Annotated in this window: 13 protein-coding genes; 6 read left to right on the forward strand and 7 right to left on the reverse strand. The window is 69.7% G+C overall.

Annotated elements, in window-relative coordinates:
* Positions 1-362 precede the first annotated feature (362 nt).
* The gene (locus tag OHB49_RS04585) at positions 363-1,688 is read left to right on the forward strand and encodes a geranylgeranyl reductase family protein (protein WP_329158119.1); all 1,326 of its coding nucleotides are present in this window, start codon (positions 363-365) and stop codon (positions 1,686-1,688) included.
* Positions 1,689-2,108: 420 nt separating this feature from the next.
* Complete coding sequence (locus OHB49_RS04590) at positions 2,109-3,386, forward strand: alpha-L-fucosidase (RefSeq protein ID WP_329158120.1); 1,278 nt, start codon at positions 2,109-2,111, stop codon at positions 3,384-3,386.
* Here the strand turns inward: OHB49_RS04590 and OHB49_RS04595 are convergent.
* Together OHB49_RS04595 and OHB49_RS04600 are read right to left on the reverse strand one after the other, a co-directional pair.
* Positions 3,325-4,104, reverse strand: a complete 780-nt coding sequence (locus OHB49_RS04595) for a helix-turn-helix transcriptional regulator (protein ID WP_329166362.1) — start codon at positions 4,102-4,104, stop codon at positions 3,325-3,327. The genes OHB49_RS04590 and OHB49_RS04595 overlap by 62 nt on opposite strands.
* Before the next feature lie 176 nt (positions 4,105-4,280).
* A complete protein-coding gene (locus tag OHB49_RS04600; RefSeq protein WP_329158122.1) occupies positions 4,281-5,513 on the reverse strand; it encodes an amino acid decarboxylase in 1,233 nt (410 codons plus the stop codon).
* 108 nt (positions 5,514-5,621) lie between these two features.
* On the opposite strand from OHB49_RS04600, the gene OHB49_RS04605 reads away from it, so the two are divergent.
* Positions 5,622-5,774: a hypothetical protein gene (locus OHB49_RS04605; RefSeq protein ID WP_329158124.1), complete on the forward strand. Its 153-nt coding sequence runs from the start codon at positions 5,622-5,624 to the stop codon at positions 5,772-5,774.
* A gap of 70 nt (positions 5,775-5,844) precedes the next feature.
* On the opposite strand, the gene OHB49_RS04610 is transcribed toward OHB49_RS04605, so the two are convergent.
* Genes OHB49_RS04610 through OHB49_RS04625 form a run of 4 tightly spaced genes read right to left on the reverse strand, consistent with a single transcriptional unit; the run spans position 5,845 to position 9,895 of the window.
* The gene (locus tag OHB49_RS04610; protein ID WP_030980025.1) at positions 5,845-6,660 is read right to left on the reverse strand and encodes an ABC transporter permease; all 816 of its coding nucleotides are present in this window, start codon (positions 6,658-6,660) and stop codon (positions 5,845-5,847) included.
* 43 nt (positions 6,661-6,703) lie between these two features.
* Positions 6,704-7,588 carry an ABC transporter permease gene (locus OHB49_RS04615; RefSeq protein ID WP_329158127.1) on the reverse strand — a complete coding sequence of 295 codons (885 nt, stop codon included), beginning with the start codon at positions 7,586-7,588 and terminating at the stop codon, positions 6,704-6,706.
* A gap of 13 nt (positions 7,589-7,601) precedes the next feature.
* Positions 7,602-8,804 (reverse strand): ABC transporter substrate-binding protein, encoded by a 1,203-nt coding sequence (locus OHB49_RS04620; protein WP_030980027.1) that lies wholly within the window; start codon positions 8,802-8,804, stop codon positions 7,602-7,604.
* A 53-nt stretch (positions 8,805-8,857) separates the two neighbouring features.
* Positions 8,858-9,895, reverse strand: coding sequence for an ABC transporter ATP-binding protein (locus OHB49_RS04625; protein ID WP_329158131.1), 1,038 nt, complete (start codon positions 9,893-9,895; stop codon positions 8,858-8,860).
* A 112-nt stretch (positions 9,896-10,007) separates the two neighbouring features.
* Between OHB49_RS04625 and OHB49_RS04630 the strand changes: the two genes are divergently transcribed.
* Both OHB49_RS04630 and OHB49_RS04635 read left to right on the forward strand, forming a co-directional pair.
* The gene (locus OHB49_RS04630) at positions 10,008-10,826 is read left to right on the forward strand and encodes a FadR/GntR family transcriptional regulator (RefSeq protein WP_329158132.1); all 819 of its coding nucleotides are present in this window, start codon (positions 10,008-10,010) and stop codon (positions 10,824-10,826) included.
* The gene (locus tag OHB49_RS04635) at positions 10,780-11,571 is read left to right on the forward strand and encodes a PDC sensor domain-containing protein (protein WP_329158134.1); all 792 of its coding nucleotides are present in this window, start codon (positions 10,780-10,782) and stop codon (positions 11,569-11,571) included. The genes OHB49_RS04630 and OHB49_RS04635 overlap by 47 nt, the downstream gene beginning before the upstream one ends.
* 109 nt (positions 11,572-11,680) lie before the next feature.
* On the opposite strand, the gene OHB49_RS04640 is transcribed toward OHB49_RS04635, so the two are convergent.
* Complete coding sequence (locus OHB49_RS04640; RefSeq protein WP_329158136.1) at positions 11,681-13,804, reverse strand: alpha-galactosidase; 2,124 nt, start codon at positions 13,802-13,804, stop codon at positions 11,681-11,683.
* A gap of 178 nt (positions 13,805-13,982) precedes the next feature.
* On the opposite strand from OHB49_RS04640, the gene OHB49_RS04645 reads away from it, so the two are divergent.
* Entirely contained in the window at positions 13,983-15,158 is a 1,176-nt protein-coding gene (locus tag OHB49_RS04645) for an ROK family transcriptional regulator (RefSeq protein ID WP_329158139.1), read from the forward strand.

Raw genomic sequence — 15,158 nt, forward strand, 5'->3', positions numbered from 1 at the left:
TTTGTGCCTGATCCCCATTCTCGTGAACATGGCCATAGACGGTCTTGCCCATGTAGTTCGTGAAATCGACCACGGAAGTGGCGAGTTCGGGCAGCTTCGATCGGGACCGCATCCCAGCTCCACGCTTAGGACCCCTACATCGCACGTGGCTCGCTACCAGGGAGCGCGCGGTCCAAGCCGTTCGCGTCCCCGGTGGACCGTTCGCGCGGCACAACCACCCAGGTGAACGCGGGGACGTTGGGTGTGCCGCAGCGCGGCCGGGCGTCCGGCCAGGTTCCGCACCGGCCCCGTCCTGATCGATGATGACGTACCGGGCTGCCGTCCTCGGTGCGGCACCGGCTGTCCCAGGAAAGGGGTCCCCCATGCGGGAAACGACGCCAGACCCGTCCCCACCGGACGATCGCTCCGGCCACGGCTCGGGCGAAGAAGCCGATGTGATCGTGGTGGGGGCGGGGCCTGCGGGCTCCTCAGCAGCCTTCCACCTCGCCAAGGCGGGCATCGATGTCCTGCTCCTGGAAAAGGCCCAATTCCCCCGGGAAAAGGTGTGCGGGGACGGCCTGACCCCGCGGGCGGTGTACCAGCTCATCCGGATGGGCATCGACATCAAGGCTCCGGGGTGGACGCGTTCACGCGGTATGCGATGGGTGGCCGGTGAGCATCAGGTGCACATCGACTGGCCGGCCCTGGGGCGCTACCCGGACTTCGGCCTCTCGCGGAGCCGGCAGGACTTCGACGACATCCTCGCCCACCACGCCGTTGAAGCCGGAGCACGGTTGCGCAGCGGCGTGAAGGTGACCCGGCCCGTGACCGACCGCACCGGCCGCATCACCGGCGTCACCGCCGCCGCAGGAACGAAGGAGCCGGTGGCCTTCCACGCACCCGTCGTCATCGCCGCCGACGGCGCCTCCGCCCGCCTCGCCCTCGCCATGGGTGTGCAGCGGGACAAGAACAAGCAGATCGCGACGGCCGCTCGGCGCTACTACCGCAGCCCGGAAAGGTCGCAGGAGGAGTACCTGGAGTTGTGGGCCGATCTCCGCTTCCCAGGGAGCGATCACTACCTGCCCGGGTACGGCTGGATCTTTCCGATGGGAGACGGTCGCGTCAACGTCGGGCTCGGTGCGCTGCCTCACCGGCGGCACGGCACCGCGGATCTGCGGACCACGTTGGACCAGTGGCTGGCCCGCACTCCTGACGCCTGGGGACTGCGTGAGGAGAACGCCGAGGGCCCTGTCCGGAGCGCGGCGCTGCCCCTGGGTTTCAACCGCCATCCCCTCTACACCCGGGGGCTTCTCCTGGTCGGCGACTCCGGAGGCATGATCAGCCCCTGGAACGGGGAGGGCATCGGCCAGGCCATGGAAGCCGGCGAGGTCGCAGCCGAGAGCGTCGCGCTCGCCCTCGCCCTTCCTCCGGGCTCCGGGCGGGAGCGAGTGCTGCATGGCTACCCTGTCGAGATGAACCGCCGCTGGGGGCGCTACTACCGTCTCGGCAACGCGGCCGCCGACGTCATCTTCAGCCGTTCGGGCTTCCAACCGATCCTCAACCGGTACGTCATGGGATCGCCGTTTCTGCTCAACACCCTGGCCCGGATGCTCACCAACCTCACGGACAAGCCCTCGCGCGACGTGATCGACCACGTACTCAACACTGTCGTCCGTCTGGTCCCGGCACCGAATGTGCGCAGACGCTGAACAATCCGTCGGCGGTGGCTCTTCTCCCTGCCGGTGGACTTCGGGCCGGGGCATGTGGGCTCAGGCGGCGAACTCGGCGGGCCCGGATCGAGCGGGAGGTGAGGCGCCCGGAGCGGATCTCCGAGCGCCTTGCCCTGCGGGTGGACGGCCTAGTCAGGCGTGGCCGCCCACGCTGCCGGGCCGGCTGCGGCGCGTCAGGCGCGGGCGCCGAAGTGTCACGTGGGGGCGCGCTGTCCACGGGTTTGGCGGCCGAGCCGATGACCGCGGCCAGAGCTCCTGGCCGACATCACCGAGGCGCGGCGGCGTTGTCACCGCTACCGCTCAGGCGCTCTTCTGCAAGTCACCGACAGGGTGAAAACGGACCAGTATTGGTGACTGCGCCCCACGCGCGGACGGCGTACCTCTGCCTAGCGTGATCGCATGCCAATGCAGCCCTGGTTCTCCGATGCCAAGTTGGGCATCTTCATCCACTACGGGATCTACGCCGTCGACGGCGTCCCCGAGTCCTGGTCGTTCTACACCGGCAAGGTCCCGCACGAGCAGTACATGAAACAGCTCGACCGCTTCACCGCCTCGAAGTACGACCCGAAGGCCTGGGCGGAGCTGTTCGCGCGCGTGGGGGCCAAGTACGCGGTGCTGACAGCACGCCACCACGACGGCGTCGCCCTCTGGGACACCGAGCAGGGCGACCTGAATGTCGTGCGGCACACGCCCGCAGGCCGCGACCTCCTTGCCGGGTACGCCGACGCGCTGCGCGAGCAGGGCCTCAAGGTCGGCCTCTACTACTCGCACTCGGACTGGAACCACCCCGACTACGCGAGCACGGTGCACACCGAACCGCCGAACGAGGAGGTGGCCGGCAACCGTTACGCCTCGGCCGCGCCCGGCGCGGAGGACCCGGAGGCCTGGGCACGCTTCCTGGCGTACCGCAATGCCCAGGTCGCCGAGCTCGTCGAGCACTTCCGTCCCGACCTGCTGTGGTTCGACGGCGAGTGGGAGCGCAGCGAGGAACAGTGGAAGATGCGGGAGCTCTCCGAGGAGATCCTCGCGGGCAACCCGGACACCGTTCTCAATGCGCGGATGCTCAGTTACGGGGACTACGCCACGCCCGAGCAGGGCGTGCCGCTGCAGGCCCCGGACGGGCCGTGGGAGCTGTGCCTGACCGTCAACGACTCCTGGGGTTACCAGCACGACGACCACAACCACAAGTCCGTACGCCAGCTGGTGCGCTATTTCGCCGAGACCATCGGAATGGGCGGCAATCTGCTCCTCGACGTCGGCCCGAAGGAGGACGGCACGATCCCGGCCGAGCAGGTCGAGCGTCTCGAAGGACTCGGAGGCTGGATCGCCAAGCACTGCGGCGCCGTGTACGGCACGGTGGCCGGGCTCCCAGCAGGGCACCACTACGGTCCGAGCACTCTGTCCGCGGATCGTCGCACCCTCTATCTGATCTGCTTCGACGCACCGCGCGAGACCATCGGCCTGCGTGGTCTGCGAACCCCGGTCAAGCGTGTGAGCGTGGTCGGTTCGGGCACCGAGCTCGGCCACCGGGTCATCGGCGGCCTCGGCGAAGTGCCCGGAGTTCAGTGGATCGACGCCCCCACGGGCGCAGATGTGGACGAGGCCGCGGCTGATGTCAGCCGCCGGCGCGGATCGTGCGCGGCGACGCGCCCAGTTCGCGCCGGCACGCCTTGTTGAAGGCCTGCAGATCGCCGATGCCCACCGAGGCCGCCACGGCGGGGATCGACAGCGTCGACTCGCGGAGCAGGTGCCGGGCCTGCTCCATCCTGCGCCGTCGGATGTAGGCGACGACGGTGCCGCCGGTCTCCGCCCGGAACAACCGGATGAGGTGGTTGTGCGAAACCCCGGCGGCCTCCGCCACTTCGGGCACGGACAGCGGCCCTGCCAGGTGGGCCTCGACATGGGCGACGGCCGCGGCGACCGGGCTGTGCGCCCGCTCGGCGCCCCCGCCGCGGGGCGCCGCGAGCTCGGCAACGCGCCACAGGGCGGCCCACACCTCGGCGGAGGCCCGGGCCCGGCTGCGCGGAGCCACCGCGACGGCCTGCTGCAGCAGACCGGACAGCATCGGCGCCTCCGCACCGGCGTTCTGCATGAGGGGGACGGTCAACTGCTCGCCGGACTGCGGAAGTTCCAGGTGGGCGTAGAGGTGCTCGGACCGCCCGCGGTAGCGGTACTGCACCAACGAACCGGGCGGCGCCAGGCTCACGTGCCCCGGGCGGATCGCGTGCACGACACCGTCGACGGTGAGTTCGCCCGCGTACCGGTACAGATGCAGTTGCCACAGATCCGGCAGCCGGAATACGTCGCGAAGGCTTCCGGTTCCGTGCACGCCGACGCCCACGCTCGCCACACGAGGTGGCTCGTCCAGGCACACCTGGACGAGGGAGCCGGTCATGGCAGAGCTGCGCACGATGAAAACCTACCAGCGAGGGAGCGGCCACTGCGCCGGGCAAGGTACGCGAGCTGCGGGCGGCGTCCAGCCCGGCAGCCGCGCGTCACCGCCGCCGGCCGGGCCGGCGACGTACGCGAGCGGGGCCACCGGACGCCGGGCGGCAGGCAGGGCGTCGCAAACTACTCGTCCACCACGCGCAGCGAGGTGGCATCGGCGGCTGCCGCCCCCAGGACCCGGCCAGACGGGGATGCCGCCACCAGCGCGAGAAAGGCCACCGTCTGCGCGGTGATCACCTCGCCGGGCAGGACTATCGGGACGCCCGGCGGACAGGCCGTCACGGCGGAGGCCGACAGCCGTCCCACGGCCTCGGCCGCGGCAACCGCGCGGCTCTTTGCGAAGTAGGCTTCGCGGACGCTCAGTCGTGAAGGTCCTGGCGTGGGCGGGGACACCTGCAGCGCCGCATGAGCCGCAGGCCGCGGCGACGGCAGTGCGTGAACGGCATCGATGAACCTCTCCGTACAGGACACGGATCCCGCGGCGACCGACGCGACGATCACCGATCCGCTGACGGCCTCGGCCCGGATGCGATGCCCGTCGGCCAACCTGCTGCGGGCGTCGTACGCGCAGATGCCGCCGGCCCCGGTGTCGACCGCGATACGGAGCGGGTCGGCGGCAGCGATCTCCGGGAGGCGTCCGAATCCATCGCCGACGAGCGCGAACCGCCCCTGGCCACGTATCGCGTCCCGGATCCGCTCCGCCGAATCGATGGCGGCCTGTACCCGGTCGCGCGCCGGCGGCAGCACCGTACGGGCCCGCTCCGGATCCCCGCTGCCTGCCATCGACCGCACGAAGTCGAACGCCTTGTCCACGGAGGACTCCAGCCGCTGCGCCTGCGGACCGTGCCCCAGACGCAGCAGCACCGCCGCCGACGTCCCCTCCCCGAAAGGGACATGACCGGCGACGACCAGGTCCGCCCCCTGCGTGAGCGCACCGGGCGGGAGGTCCGGGTGGACTCCGCACAGGGGCTCCCGCCATGTCTCGTCGACCAGCGGCGGAACGCCCGCCGAGTGCGCCGCCCCGGCGAGTGCAGGGATGTCCGCCACCGCCCCGCGCCGGCTGGGTGACACGACGTGCACGGCGGCCACCTGGTCCTGCGCTGCCAGCACCTGCGCCAGGTCGACGGCCCGCACCACATGCGCGACGCCATGTTTCGGGTCGACCGTCGGCCGCAGGAATCCGGCGTCGAGCCCGGACAGGACGAGGCCTTCGGTCACCGCGGCAGGGGCGTCACGTTGCACCACCAAGGTGCGCCCGAGTGCGGGAGCCGCGAGCGCGGCCATGTGGTGACCGAGCGGGGCACCGACAGCCAGGAACCAGGTGCTGCGCGCCATCTGGGCAGAAGGGTGCGGCATCGATATCGAGGTCTCCATGAGCGTGGATCACGGGGCGAAGAGGCGACTCCGCGCGGGGAGGTTGGTCTCCCCCGGCCCGGTCGGCGCCGTCCGGCAGCCGTTCGCAGGGTGGACGGACACCTCGCGTACGGGCAACGCATTCATCGTCGCCCGTCGCACATCGGTCCCGGGCCCGCCTCCACCTGTGACCCCTACGCCACCGTGCTCGCCCTCGAACTCGACGGCGAACTCGATCTCTACCGCGGTCAGGGCGAGGGCTGAGCCGGGCGTGGTTCCCGACCGGCATCCCGACGTACGTCAGTGATCCATCGGCGCATGGTGGCCGTTCCCGTCAGATGCGGCTGCCGGAGGCGGTGTCCGACGACAGCCGTTGGGCGAGGTAGATCGGTATGACGGACAACAGGACGAGGACGGCGGCGACGACGTTGACGACAGGGGCCTGTTGGGGGCGGGCCATGTTGGAGAAGATCCAGACAGGGAGGGTCTGGACGCCGGGCCCGGCGGTGAAGGTCGTCACGACGATCTCGTCGAAGGACAGGGCGAAGGCGAGAAGTCCGCCCGCCACCAGTGCGGAACGCACCAGCGGGAAGGTGATGTCGACGAACGTGCGGAAGGTGTGGGCCCCGAGGTCCATGGCGGCCTCTTCGTACGATCCGGGCATCCGGCGCAGCCGGGCGATCACGTTGTTGAAGACGACCACGATGCAGAAGGTGGCGTGGCCGACGATCACCGTGAACATGCCGAGTCCCACTCCGAGGGGTTCGAGGACCGTACGGAAGGCGGTGTTGAGCGCGACGCCGGTGACGATGCCCGGCAGTGCGATCGGCAGGACGACCACGAAGGAGATGGCCTCGCGTCCGAAGAACTTGTAGCGCTGGCAGGCGAAGGCGATGAGCGTGCCGAGGACCAGGGCGATCGTGGTCGCGCCGAGCCCGGCCCTGACCGAGGTCCACAGCGCGTCGCGGGCGCCTGAGCTGTGCCAGGCGGCTACCCACCAGTCGAAGGTGAGGCCGGGGGGCGGCCACCCCGAACTGCGGTCCGGGTTGAGGGAGTTGACGAGGACCAGGAGCAGCGGGACGTAGATCACCGCGAAGCCGAGCCCGGCGGCGATGCGCAGTGTGACGCGCGCGGGGCGGGAGAGATTCATCGGGGGCCTTCGCTGTGCGTGATACGGAGGTGAAGGAGAGGGGTCAGAGGCTGCTGAGGGCTCCGGTACGGCGCACCGCGAGCAGATAGAGCACGATGATCACGACGGGCACGGTGCCGAGTGCGGCGGCCAGCGGCAGGTCCAGGGTGATGTTGGAGTAGATGAGGTTGCCGATGAGCTGCGTCTTTCCGCCGACGATCTGTACGGCGATGTAGTCGCCCAGACTGAGCGAGAAGGTGAAGACCGAGCCGGCCGCGATGGACGGAAGAATCATCGGCAGCACCACGGAGCGGAAGGTCCGGCCGGTGCGGGCGCCGAGGTCGGCGGACGCGTCCAGGAGGCTGTCCGGGAGCTGCTCGAGTCCGGCGTGGATCGGCAGGATCATGTACGGCAGCCACAAGTAGGTCAGCACCAGGACGGTCGCGGTCAGCCCGTAGCCGGGCCCTTCGAGTCCCAGTGGCTTCAGCGCCCAGTCGAGCAGACCGCCCTGGGCGAGGATGAGCCGCCAGGCATACGCCTTGACCAGGTAGCTGGCCCACAGCGGAGTGAGGATCGCCACGACGAGGAGCGGCCGCCGCTTGGGGTTCGCGATGCGGGCGGTGTAGAAGGCGATCGGGAAGGCGATCAGTACACACAGCGCGGTGACCGCGAGGGCCACGCCGATGCTGCGCAGGGCGACCTGACGGTAGACGCCGGTGGTGAACAGCGCAGTGAAGTTGTCCGTGTTCCAGATCTTCACCACGTTGGAGGTGAAGGAGTCCGTGGTCCAGAACGCGGAGAGGAACAGCACGGTGAGCGAGCCGAGGTAGGCCAGGGCGAGCCAGGCCAGCGGCGCGGAGAGCAGCAGGGACAGCTGCAGCCGGGGGCGGCGGTGCAGGGTCCCGGCGAGCCGCCGGACGGATCCGGCGGCAGGCGCGGTGGTGGTCATGGACAGGTGTCCCTCAGCCCTTGATCTCGGTCCAGGCCTGGACCCACTTGGCGTACGGCACGCACTTGGTGTCCGTACGTCCGTCCACGCACTGCGCGATGGGCGTGGTCCAGAAGTGGACGTCCTTCCAGTACGACTCGTCGGCAGCGTGGTAGGTGGTGCAGTGGTTCTTGTCCGTGGTCAGTGTGCAGGCCTTCGCGTTGGACGGGGCCTCACCGAAGTACTCGGCGACCTGGGCGTTCACCTTCGGCGAGATGATCCAATTCATCCAGTTGTAGGCGCAGTTGGGGTGCTTGGCCTTGGCGGAGATCATCCAGGTGTCGGACCAGCCGGTGGCGCCTTCCTTGGGGAGGACGGCCTCGACCGGGACCTTCTCGGCCTGGGCGGTGTTCAGGATCACCTGCCAGCTGGTGCCGACCACCGAATCGCCGCTCTTGAAGGCGGAGACCTCCTTCAGGTAGTCGCTCCAGTACTCACCGACGTTGGCGTTCTGATCCTTGAGCAGGTCGACGGCGGCGTCGAACTGCTTCTGGTCCAGGGCGTACGGGTCCTTGATGCCGAGGGACGGTTCGGTCTTCATCAGGTACAGGGCGGCGTCCGCGATGTAGATCGGCGAGTCGTACGCCGTGACCTTCCCCTTGTACGACGAGGACTTGTCGAAGACCGCGGACCAGGAGTCGGGTGCCGGGGAGACCTTCTTCGTGTTGTACATCAGCAAGTTGGCGCCGCGGCCGTGCGGGATGCCGTACGAGACACCCTTGACCGAGTTCCACTGCTGGTCCTTCAGCCCGGCGAAGACGTCCTTGTAGTTGGGCACCAACTCGGTGTTGACGGGCGCGGCGTCGCCGGAGGCGATCAGTCGCAGCGCCGCGTCGCCGGAGGCGGAGACCGCGTCGTACTGACCGGTCTTCATCAGGCTGACCATCTCGTCGGAGGTGCCCGCGGTCTTGGTGTTGACCTGACAGCCGGTCTGCTTCTCGAAATCGGTGACCCAGTCGACCTTCGGGTCGTTGGAGCCGTCCTCGGCGTATCCGGCCCACGCGATCAGGTTCACCTGGCCCTCCGTCTTGCCGAGGGTCTTCTGCGCGGTAAGCTTGGGCGGGGTGAAGTCGCTGCCGCCGGGCGACGTGGCAGCGGTGTTCGAGGAACCGCAGGCGGTGGCGAGGAGCAGGGCGCCGAGGGCGGCCGCTGCTCGGGACGTTCGGTTCAGACGCACAGGGTTCTCCACGGGAGGGAAGGGGCGGGGACGGGTCGTGCGGGTGTGTGCGCTCACCGGGCCTCGGGGACCTGGAAGTTGTGCCGTCGGTGCCACTGGAGCGTGACCCGGGAGCCACGGAAGGCGGCGACGTCCTCGGAGGAGGTCTCCAGGTTTTGCTGGAGGGCGGTGAGCCGGCCGCCTGCGTCGAGGTCCACCAGGAAGCGGGTGGCGTCCCCCAGGTAGACGACCTCCGCCACGGTGCCGGTGGCACTGGAGTGCTGCGGCTCGTCGGCGACGGCGGACTCCTTGAGCACGCGGATCTTCTCGGGCCGGATGCTGTACGTTCCACGGTCACCCACGACCTGCTCCGCGGCGTCGTCGGTCAGCAGGTTCGACGTACCGACGAAGCCCGCGACGAACGGGGTGGCGGGACGTTCGTATATCTGGGCCGGGGTCCCGATCTGTTCGACGCGGCCCTGGTTGAAGACCGCGATCCGGTCGCTCATCGTCAGCGCTTCCTCCTGGTCGTGCGTGACGAAGACGAAGGTGATGCCGACCTCGCGCTGGATCGCCTTGAGCTCGACCTGCATCTGCTCACGCAGCTTGAGGTCAAGGGCGCCCAGCGGCTCGTCGAGCAGCAGCACCTTCGGACGGCCGACCAGTGCGCGGGCCAGCGCCACGCGCTGGCGCTGGCCTCCGGAGAGCTGGGACGGGCGACGCGTCCCGAAGTCCGCGAGACGTACGCTCGCCAGAGCCTCCCTGGCCTGCTTCAGACGCTCGGCCTTCGGCACCTTGCGGACCTTGAGGCTGTAGGCGACGTTCTGCTCCAGGGTCATGTGCGGGAAGAGCGCGTAGTCCTGGAAGACGGTGTGCACGTCGCGTTCGAAGGGTGCCAGACGGGTGACGTCGGAGCCTGCGAGCTCGATGGTTCCGCTGGTGGGAGCCTCGAAGCCGGCGATCATCCGGAGCACTGTGGTCTTGCCTGAGCCGGACGGCCCCAGCATGGAGAAGAACTCGCCGTCCGCGATCTCCAGGTCGACTCCGGACACAGCCTCTGTCCGGCCGAAGGACTTACACAGGTTCTGCAACCGGATGGCCATTCCCTCCATGGGGGGAACCTTTCTGGTGCTGTCGGGAGTTGGCCGTAAACATATGAAGTCATAGTTCTAATTTCAAGGCCCCGCTAAGGTAAAAGCCTGGTCAACTGGCAAGGTGGTGTTCGTGAATCGAGACAGACCCGGCGCCCGCAGAGTCGTCTTCACGCCCGTCGACACCCTGGCCCGCGTGGATGCCGTCGTACGGCGGCTCGGTGACGCCATCGAACTCGGACTGCTCGCCGACGGCGAGCAACTGCCCGGCGAGTCCGATCTCGCCGCCCAGCTCGGCGTCTCCACCGTGACCCTGCGGGAAGCCCTGATGGCACTGCGGCAAAGGGGCCTGGTCACCACCCGCAGGGGCCGTGGCGGAGGCAGCTTCGTCACCGTGCCCGACGGTCCCGCGGAGGACCGGCTCCTTGCCCGCCTCTCCGACTGGAGCACCGAGGAACTCCGCGATCTCGCCGACCACTGGGCAGCCGTCTCGGGTGCCGCCGCACGGCTCGCGGCCCAGCGCACCGAACCCGAGGATCTGCAGCAACTGCAGAGATCTCTGGGAGAGTTGGTGGAAGCAAATGACTCGGGGGCGCGCAGCCGCATCTTCGGGCGCTTCCATGTCGAGCTGGCCGCCGCCGCCCAGTCCGCCCGGCTGACCAGGGAAGAGGTCACTCTCCAGACCGAAGTGGGGGCACTTCTGCGCCTCGTGCTCTGCGAGGACGGGCACCTCAAGGACACAGCGGACCGTCACCACGCCGTAATCTCAGCCGTGCATGATGGGGCGGACGACCGTGCCAGGGCCCTGGCCGAACAATGCGTGCAGGCCTCCATGGCGCGCCTGATCGAACTCCGCCTCGGCTCGGCCGACAGTGCGCGCGGTCCCCGTCCGAAGGAGGGCCCCGATGGGCAGCAGTCCCCGTCTCGCAAGCGCCGGAGCGACGGTACTTGACGAGCCGGCGGTCGCCGACGCCGCCGCCCGTGTCCGAGACGCGCTCGAAGGAGTCTTCGACGCTGTGGGCAGGACCGCCACGGACACGGAGGCGGTGCTCGCCTCGGTCGTAGCGGACGGCCGTCGGCCGGTCTCGGCCGATCTGGCCGCGCTCCGTCCCGGCCTGCACGGCTGTCTCGCCCGGTACGACCTCGTCTCGGGGATCGGCTTCGTGGCGGCGCCAGGACTGCTCGACGACGTACCGGCGTGGCTCGAGTGGTGGCAGACCACCGTGGACGGCGCCGTGCATCCGCTGTTGCTCGACCTGGACCCGGAGCACTCGGCGTACTCCGACTACACCCACTGGGACTGGTTCACCCTGCCGCGCGACACCGGACAGCGGGCGGTCGCGGGACCGTACGTCGACTACCTCTGCTCCGACGAGTACAGCCTCACCCTCTCCTCGCCGGTGACGATCGAGGGACGCTTCGTGGGAGTGGCCGCCGCAGACGTCTACCTGCGGCGCTTCGAAGCGGTCGTCATGCCCCTGCTCCAACGCCTGCCGGGACCCGCCCGCCTGGTCAACGCGCGCGGCCGGGTCGCCGCCTCCACCGACCCCCACCACCTGGTCGGATCGCTCACCAAGGGCCCGGACTTCGCGGCGGTACTGGCGGGATCGGCCGACGGCGCCGAACACGGCGGGCTGCAACTGCGCCCCTGCCAGGGCGTCCCCCTGATCCTGATGACGACGGCGCCCTCGGCATGAGGCAGGCCCCGCGCATCGTTGCGGGGTGACATCTGCGACGGGTTCGGTCGACCGATGCAGGAGCCGCATGGGCGGTCACCGGCCTGCCCCCTCCCCCGCCGCTGAGCGGTCAGGGAACCCGGATCAGGTGTACCGCCGCGCTCGCCCAGTCGCCGGGCGGCAGCTCGGGCTGCATCCCGTACTCCCGGAGCACGGTCGCGGAGTGGACCGTGCCGGTGCGGGCATCGCGGTAGCGGGCGGCGGGATCGAGGCCGGCCAGCCGGAGCGGACGTGACGGCCTGCCATGTGGTGATGCCCGCTGCCAGACGAGCAGGAGTGTCTCGCTGCCGTCGGCGGCGAGGTACTGCGTCGCGGCCGGTCCGTCGTCGACCGGGGCTCGCAGCCGGTGCTGTGTGCCGTGCTGCACGAGGTGACGTACCCCCTTGTACTCGGCGACCAGGCCGGCACCCTCGGCCAGTTCGGCGTCGGACCAGCGGGAGAGGTCGCCGCCGATGCCCAGGGCTCCGGCCATCGCCACATGGAAGCGGAAGCGCAGAGGGACAGAGCGGCCGGTGAGCTGGTTGGGCACATCGGTCACCCAGGCGGCCATGGTCCGTGCCGGGTAGAGCTGGCTGTATCCGTGCTGGATGGCGACGCGGTCCGCGGCGTCGGTGTTGTCCGAGGGCCAGGCCTGGTCGGTGCGGGCCAGAATGCCCAGGTCCACCCGCCCTCCGCCACCGGAGCACGCCTCGATGCGTAGGTGGGGATGATCGGCGCGGAGCCGGTCGACGACGTCGTAGAGGTGGTGGACGTATGTCGTCCACACCTCGTCGGCCCCGTCCGCCCGGTCCGGCCAGCCGGCTTCGCTGATCGCGCGGTTCATGTCCCACTTCAGGAAGTCGATGCCGTGGTCGCCGACCAGCCGGGTGAGCCATCCGTACGCCCACTCGGCGACGTCGTGACGGGCGAAGTTGAGGACCAGCTGGTTGCGCAGCTCGGTACGGGTGCGGTGGGGGAAGTGAAGCACCCAGTCCGGGTGCTTGCGGTAGAGGTCGCTGTCCGGGCTGACCATCTCCGGCTCCACCCAGAGGCCGAAGCGCATGCCGAGCCGGTGCACCTCCTCGGCCAGGGGCGTCAGCCCTCCAGGAAAACGGTCCGGGGTCGGTGTCCAGTCACCGAGTCCGGCCTCTTCGCTGCGGCGTGCCCCGAACCATCCGTCGTCCATGACGTAGAGCTCCACGCCGAGCGCCGCCGCCCGGGCGGCCAGCGCCTTCTGACCCGCTTCGTCGACGTCGAACCCGGTCGCCTCCCAGGAGTTGTAGAGGACCGGCCGGATCTCCTGGGGGTGCGGCAGTACGTGGGCGAGGGTGTACGCGTGCCAGGCCCGGCTCGCCGCACCGAAGCCGCCCTCGCAGTAGAGCCCGGCGTGGACCGGGGTGGTGTATTCCTGACCGGGGCCGAGCGGGAGGGACGGGCCCTCGTGGCCCGCGCCGGCGGTGAAGCCCGCACGCCCGTCGGGGGTGCGCTGCACGGTGATGCGCCAGCTGCCGCTCCAGGCCAGCGCCGCGCTCCACACCTGACCGTGGTTCTCGGTCGCGTCGCCCGCGTCGAGCATCACCCAGGGGTTCGCGTGGTGACTGGTGATACCTCGTCTGCTGGTGAGGACTGTTTCGCCGAACGGCAGCGTTTCCCTGCGGAGTTGAGTCTCGGCCGACCACTGGCCGGTGACGTGGCTCAGCCGGTAGTCGTCCCGCAGCGGCAGGGTCCAGGCGGCGGAGTCCGCGCGCTGGAGCACGACGGGGGCGTCGCCGTCGTTGCGCAGCACGGTCCAGCGTTCGATGACGTCGCTGTCGTCGTGCACCCGGTAGTGGAGTGCCACCCGGAGGGGGTGGAGGCGGTCGCGGAAGTCCAGGACCAGCTCGGTCGAGCCCGGCGCCGGCTCGTGGACGCGGTGCCCGGTGGCCTGCCATTCGAAGGCGCGGGTGCCGTCGGCGAAGCGCACCTGCAGCGAAGGGGGTCCGTACCGCGGTCCGCCGTCGACCGGAAGTTCGTCACCGACGGACGGCCGTCCCTCGAAGCTGCTGGCCGGGGGGGCCGGCTCGGTGACGAACTCCTGGACCTCCTCGAGCGTCAGCGCGGGTCCCCACGCAAGGTGGCAGGGCGCTCCCGTCGCATCGATCCGTAGCGCGTACGAGGTGCGCGGGGTGGAGAGCAGCCAGACCCCGGTGTCGGAGGCGAAGGCGATCACAGGCATTGATCCTCACGTTCAGGTTGCGCCACGAAGGCAGTCGGCAGCCAACTGCTCCTTTGATCAGCTGTCAACCCCTCTGGACAGTATGGGATTTGCATGCTTCTTCCACACTGAGTTGAGATTTCTAAAGAGCCTGGTTCTTTTATTGACAGCAGAAAAGAACACCCTCTACGTTTCGGCCATGCACTCGCCGCCCCGTACCGAGGCAGTCCCGGTTCCGACGCCGGCCGCTTCTCTGGTCTTCACCACCACGCTGTCCCACGGCCCGCTCACCCGGGCCGAGATCGGCCGGCGGACCGACCTGTCACCGGCCGCGGTCACCAAGGCCGTACGGCCCCTGATGGCGGCCGGTTATCTCGTCGAGGGCGTGGACGAGGAGGCACCGCCGTCTCTCGGGCGGCCCGCCAACCTCGTACGGGTGGACGGCGGCCGCGCGCTGTTCATCGGGGTCAAGGTCACCGGGGACGAGATCATCGCGGTCCTCACCGACCTGTGCTGCCGCATCCGGGTCGCCCGGCACGTCCGGATCACCACCCGTGATCCCGGCGCCGTGCTCTCCTCGACCGCCGCCCTCGTGCAGGAACTCCTCACGGAGGCCGACGGTTTCGGGGTCCGGGTGAGCGGCATGGGTCTCGCGGTGTCCGGAGATGTGGACCGCGCCGCCGGGGTGGTCCGCTACTCACCGTTCCTTGACTGGCGCGACGTACCGCTCGCCGAGCTGGCGCAGGCCGTGACGGGTCTGCCCGTCACGGTCGACAACGACGTCCGGGCCCTGACGGTTGCCGAGCAGTGGTTCGGGGCCGGGGTGGGAGTGCCGGACTTCGCGCTGGTGACCGTCGGTGCGGGCATCGGCTGCGGTCTTGTGGTGCACGGCAGGGTGGTCTCCGGTGCGCACGGGGTGGCCGGCGAGATCGGGCATCTGTCCATCGACCCGCAGGGACCTCCGTGCCACTGCGGCAACACCGGGTGTGTGGAAGCCATCGCCGGTGACGCGGCGATCGTCCGCCGGGTCGGCGAGGTGACCGGACTGTCCGTCACCGACTCCGCGCAGGCCCTCGAACTCGCGCACCGTGGCGATCCCGGGGCCCGGGAGGTCTACGCACGGGCCGGGGAGGCCATCGGACGGGCCATCGGGGCCGTCGTCAATGTCCTCGGACCCCAGCGGGTGATCATCTCGGGCGAGGGCCTGGCGGCGTACGACCTGTTCGCCGAGCAGATCCGCGACACCTTCGCCGCCGCCGCCTTCGGTACCGCCGCCCAGTGCGACGTGATGACACGTCCGCTGCCCTTCGAGGAGTGGGCGCGCGGGGCCGCGGCGACCGCGATCCAGTCCTTCATCGGTACAGAACACGTATGA

The organism is Streptomyces sp. NBC_01717 (genome assembly GCF_036248255.1).
GTDB lineage: Bacteria > Actinomycetota > Actinomycetes > Streptomycetales > Streptomycetaceae > Streptomyces.

What these genes read in the sequence shown, in the direction of transcription:
- OHB49_RS04585 (WP_329158119.1), top strand. Translation starts at nt 363, where the DNA reads ATGCGGGAAACGACGCCAGACCCGTCCCCACCGGACGATCGCTCCGGC.
- OHB49_RS04590 (WP_329158120.1), top strand. Translation starts at nt 2,109, where the DNA reads ATGCCAATGCAGCCCTGGTTCTCCGATGCCAAGTTGGGCATCTTCATC.
- OHB49_RS04595 (WP_329166362.1), bottom strand. Translation starts at nt 4,104, where the DNA reads ATGACCGGCTCCCTCGTCCAGGTGTGCCTGGACGAGCCACCTCGTGTG.
- OHB49_RS04600 (WP_329158122.1), bottom strand. Translation starts at nt 5,513, where the DNA reads ATGCCGCACCCTTCTGCCCAGATGGCGCGCAGCACCTGGTTCCTGGCT.
- OHB49_RS04610 (WP_030980025.1), bottom strand. Translation starts at nt 6,660, where the DNA reads ATGAATCTCTCCCGCCCCGCGCGCGTCACACTGCGCATCGCCGCCGGG.
- OHB49_RS04615 (WP_329158127.1), bottom strand. Translation starts at nt 7,588, where the DNA reads ATGACCACCACCGCGCCTGCCGCCGGATCCGTCCGGCGGCTCGCCGGG.
- OHB49_RS04625 (WP_329158131.1), bottom strand. Translation starts at nt 9,895, where the DNA reads ATGGAGGGAATGGCCATCCGGTTGCAGAACCTGTGTAAGTCCTTCGGC.
- OHB49_RS04635 (WP_329158134.1), top strand. Translation starts at nt 10,780, where the DNA reads ATGGGCAGCAGTCCCCGTCTCGCAAGCGCCGGAGCGACGGTACTTGAC.
- OHB49_RS04640 (WP_329158136.1), bottom strand. Translation starts at nt 13,804, where the DNA reads ATGCCTGTGATCGCCTTCGCCTCCGACACCGGGGTCTGGCTGCTCTCC.
- OHB49_RS04645 (WP_329158139.1), top strand. Translation starts at nt 13,983, where the DNA reads ATGCACTCGCCGCCCCGTACCGAGGCAGTCCCGGTTCCGACGCCGGCC.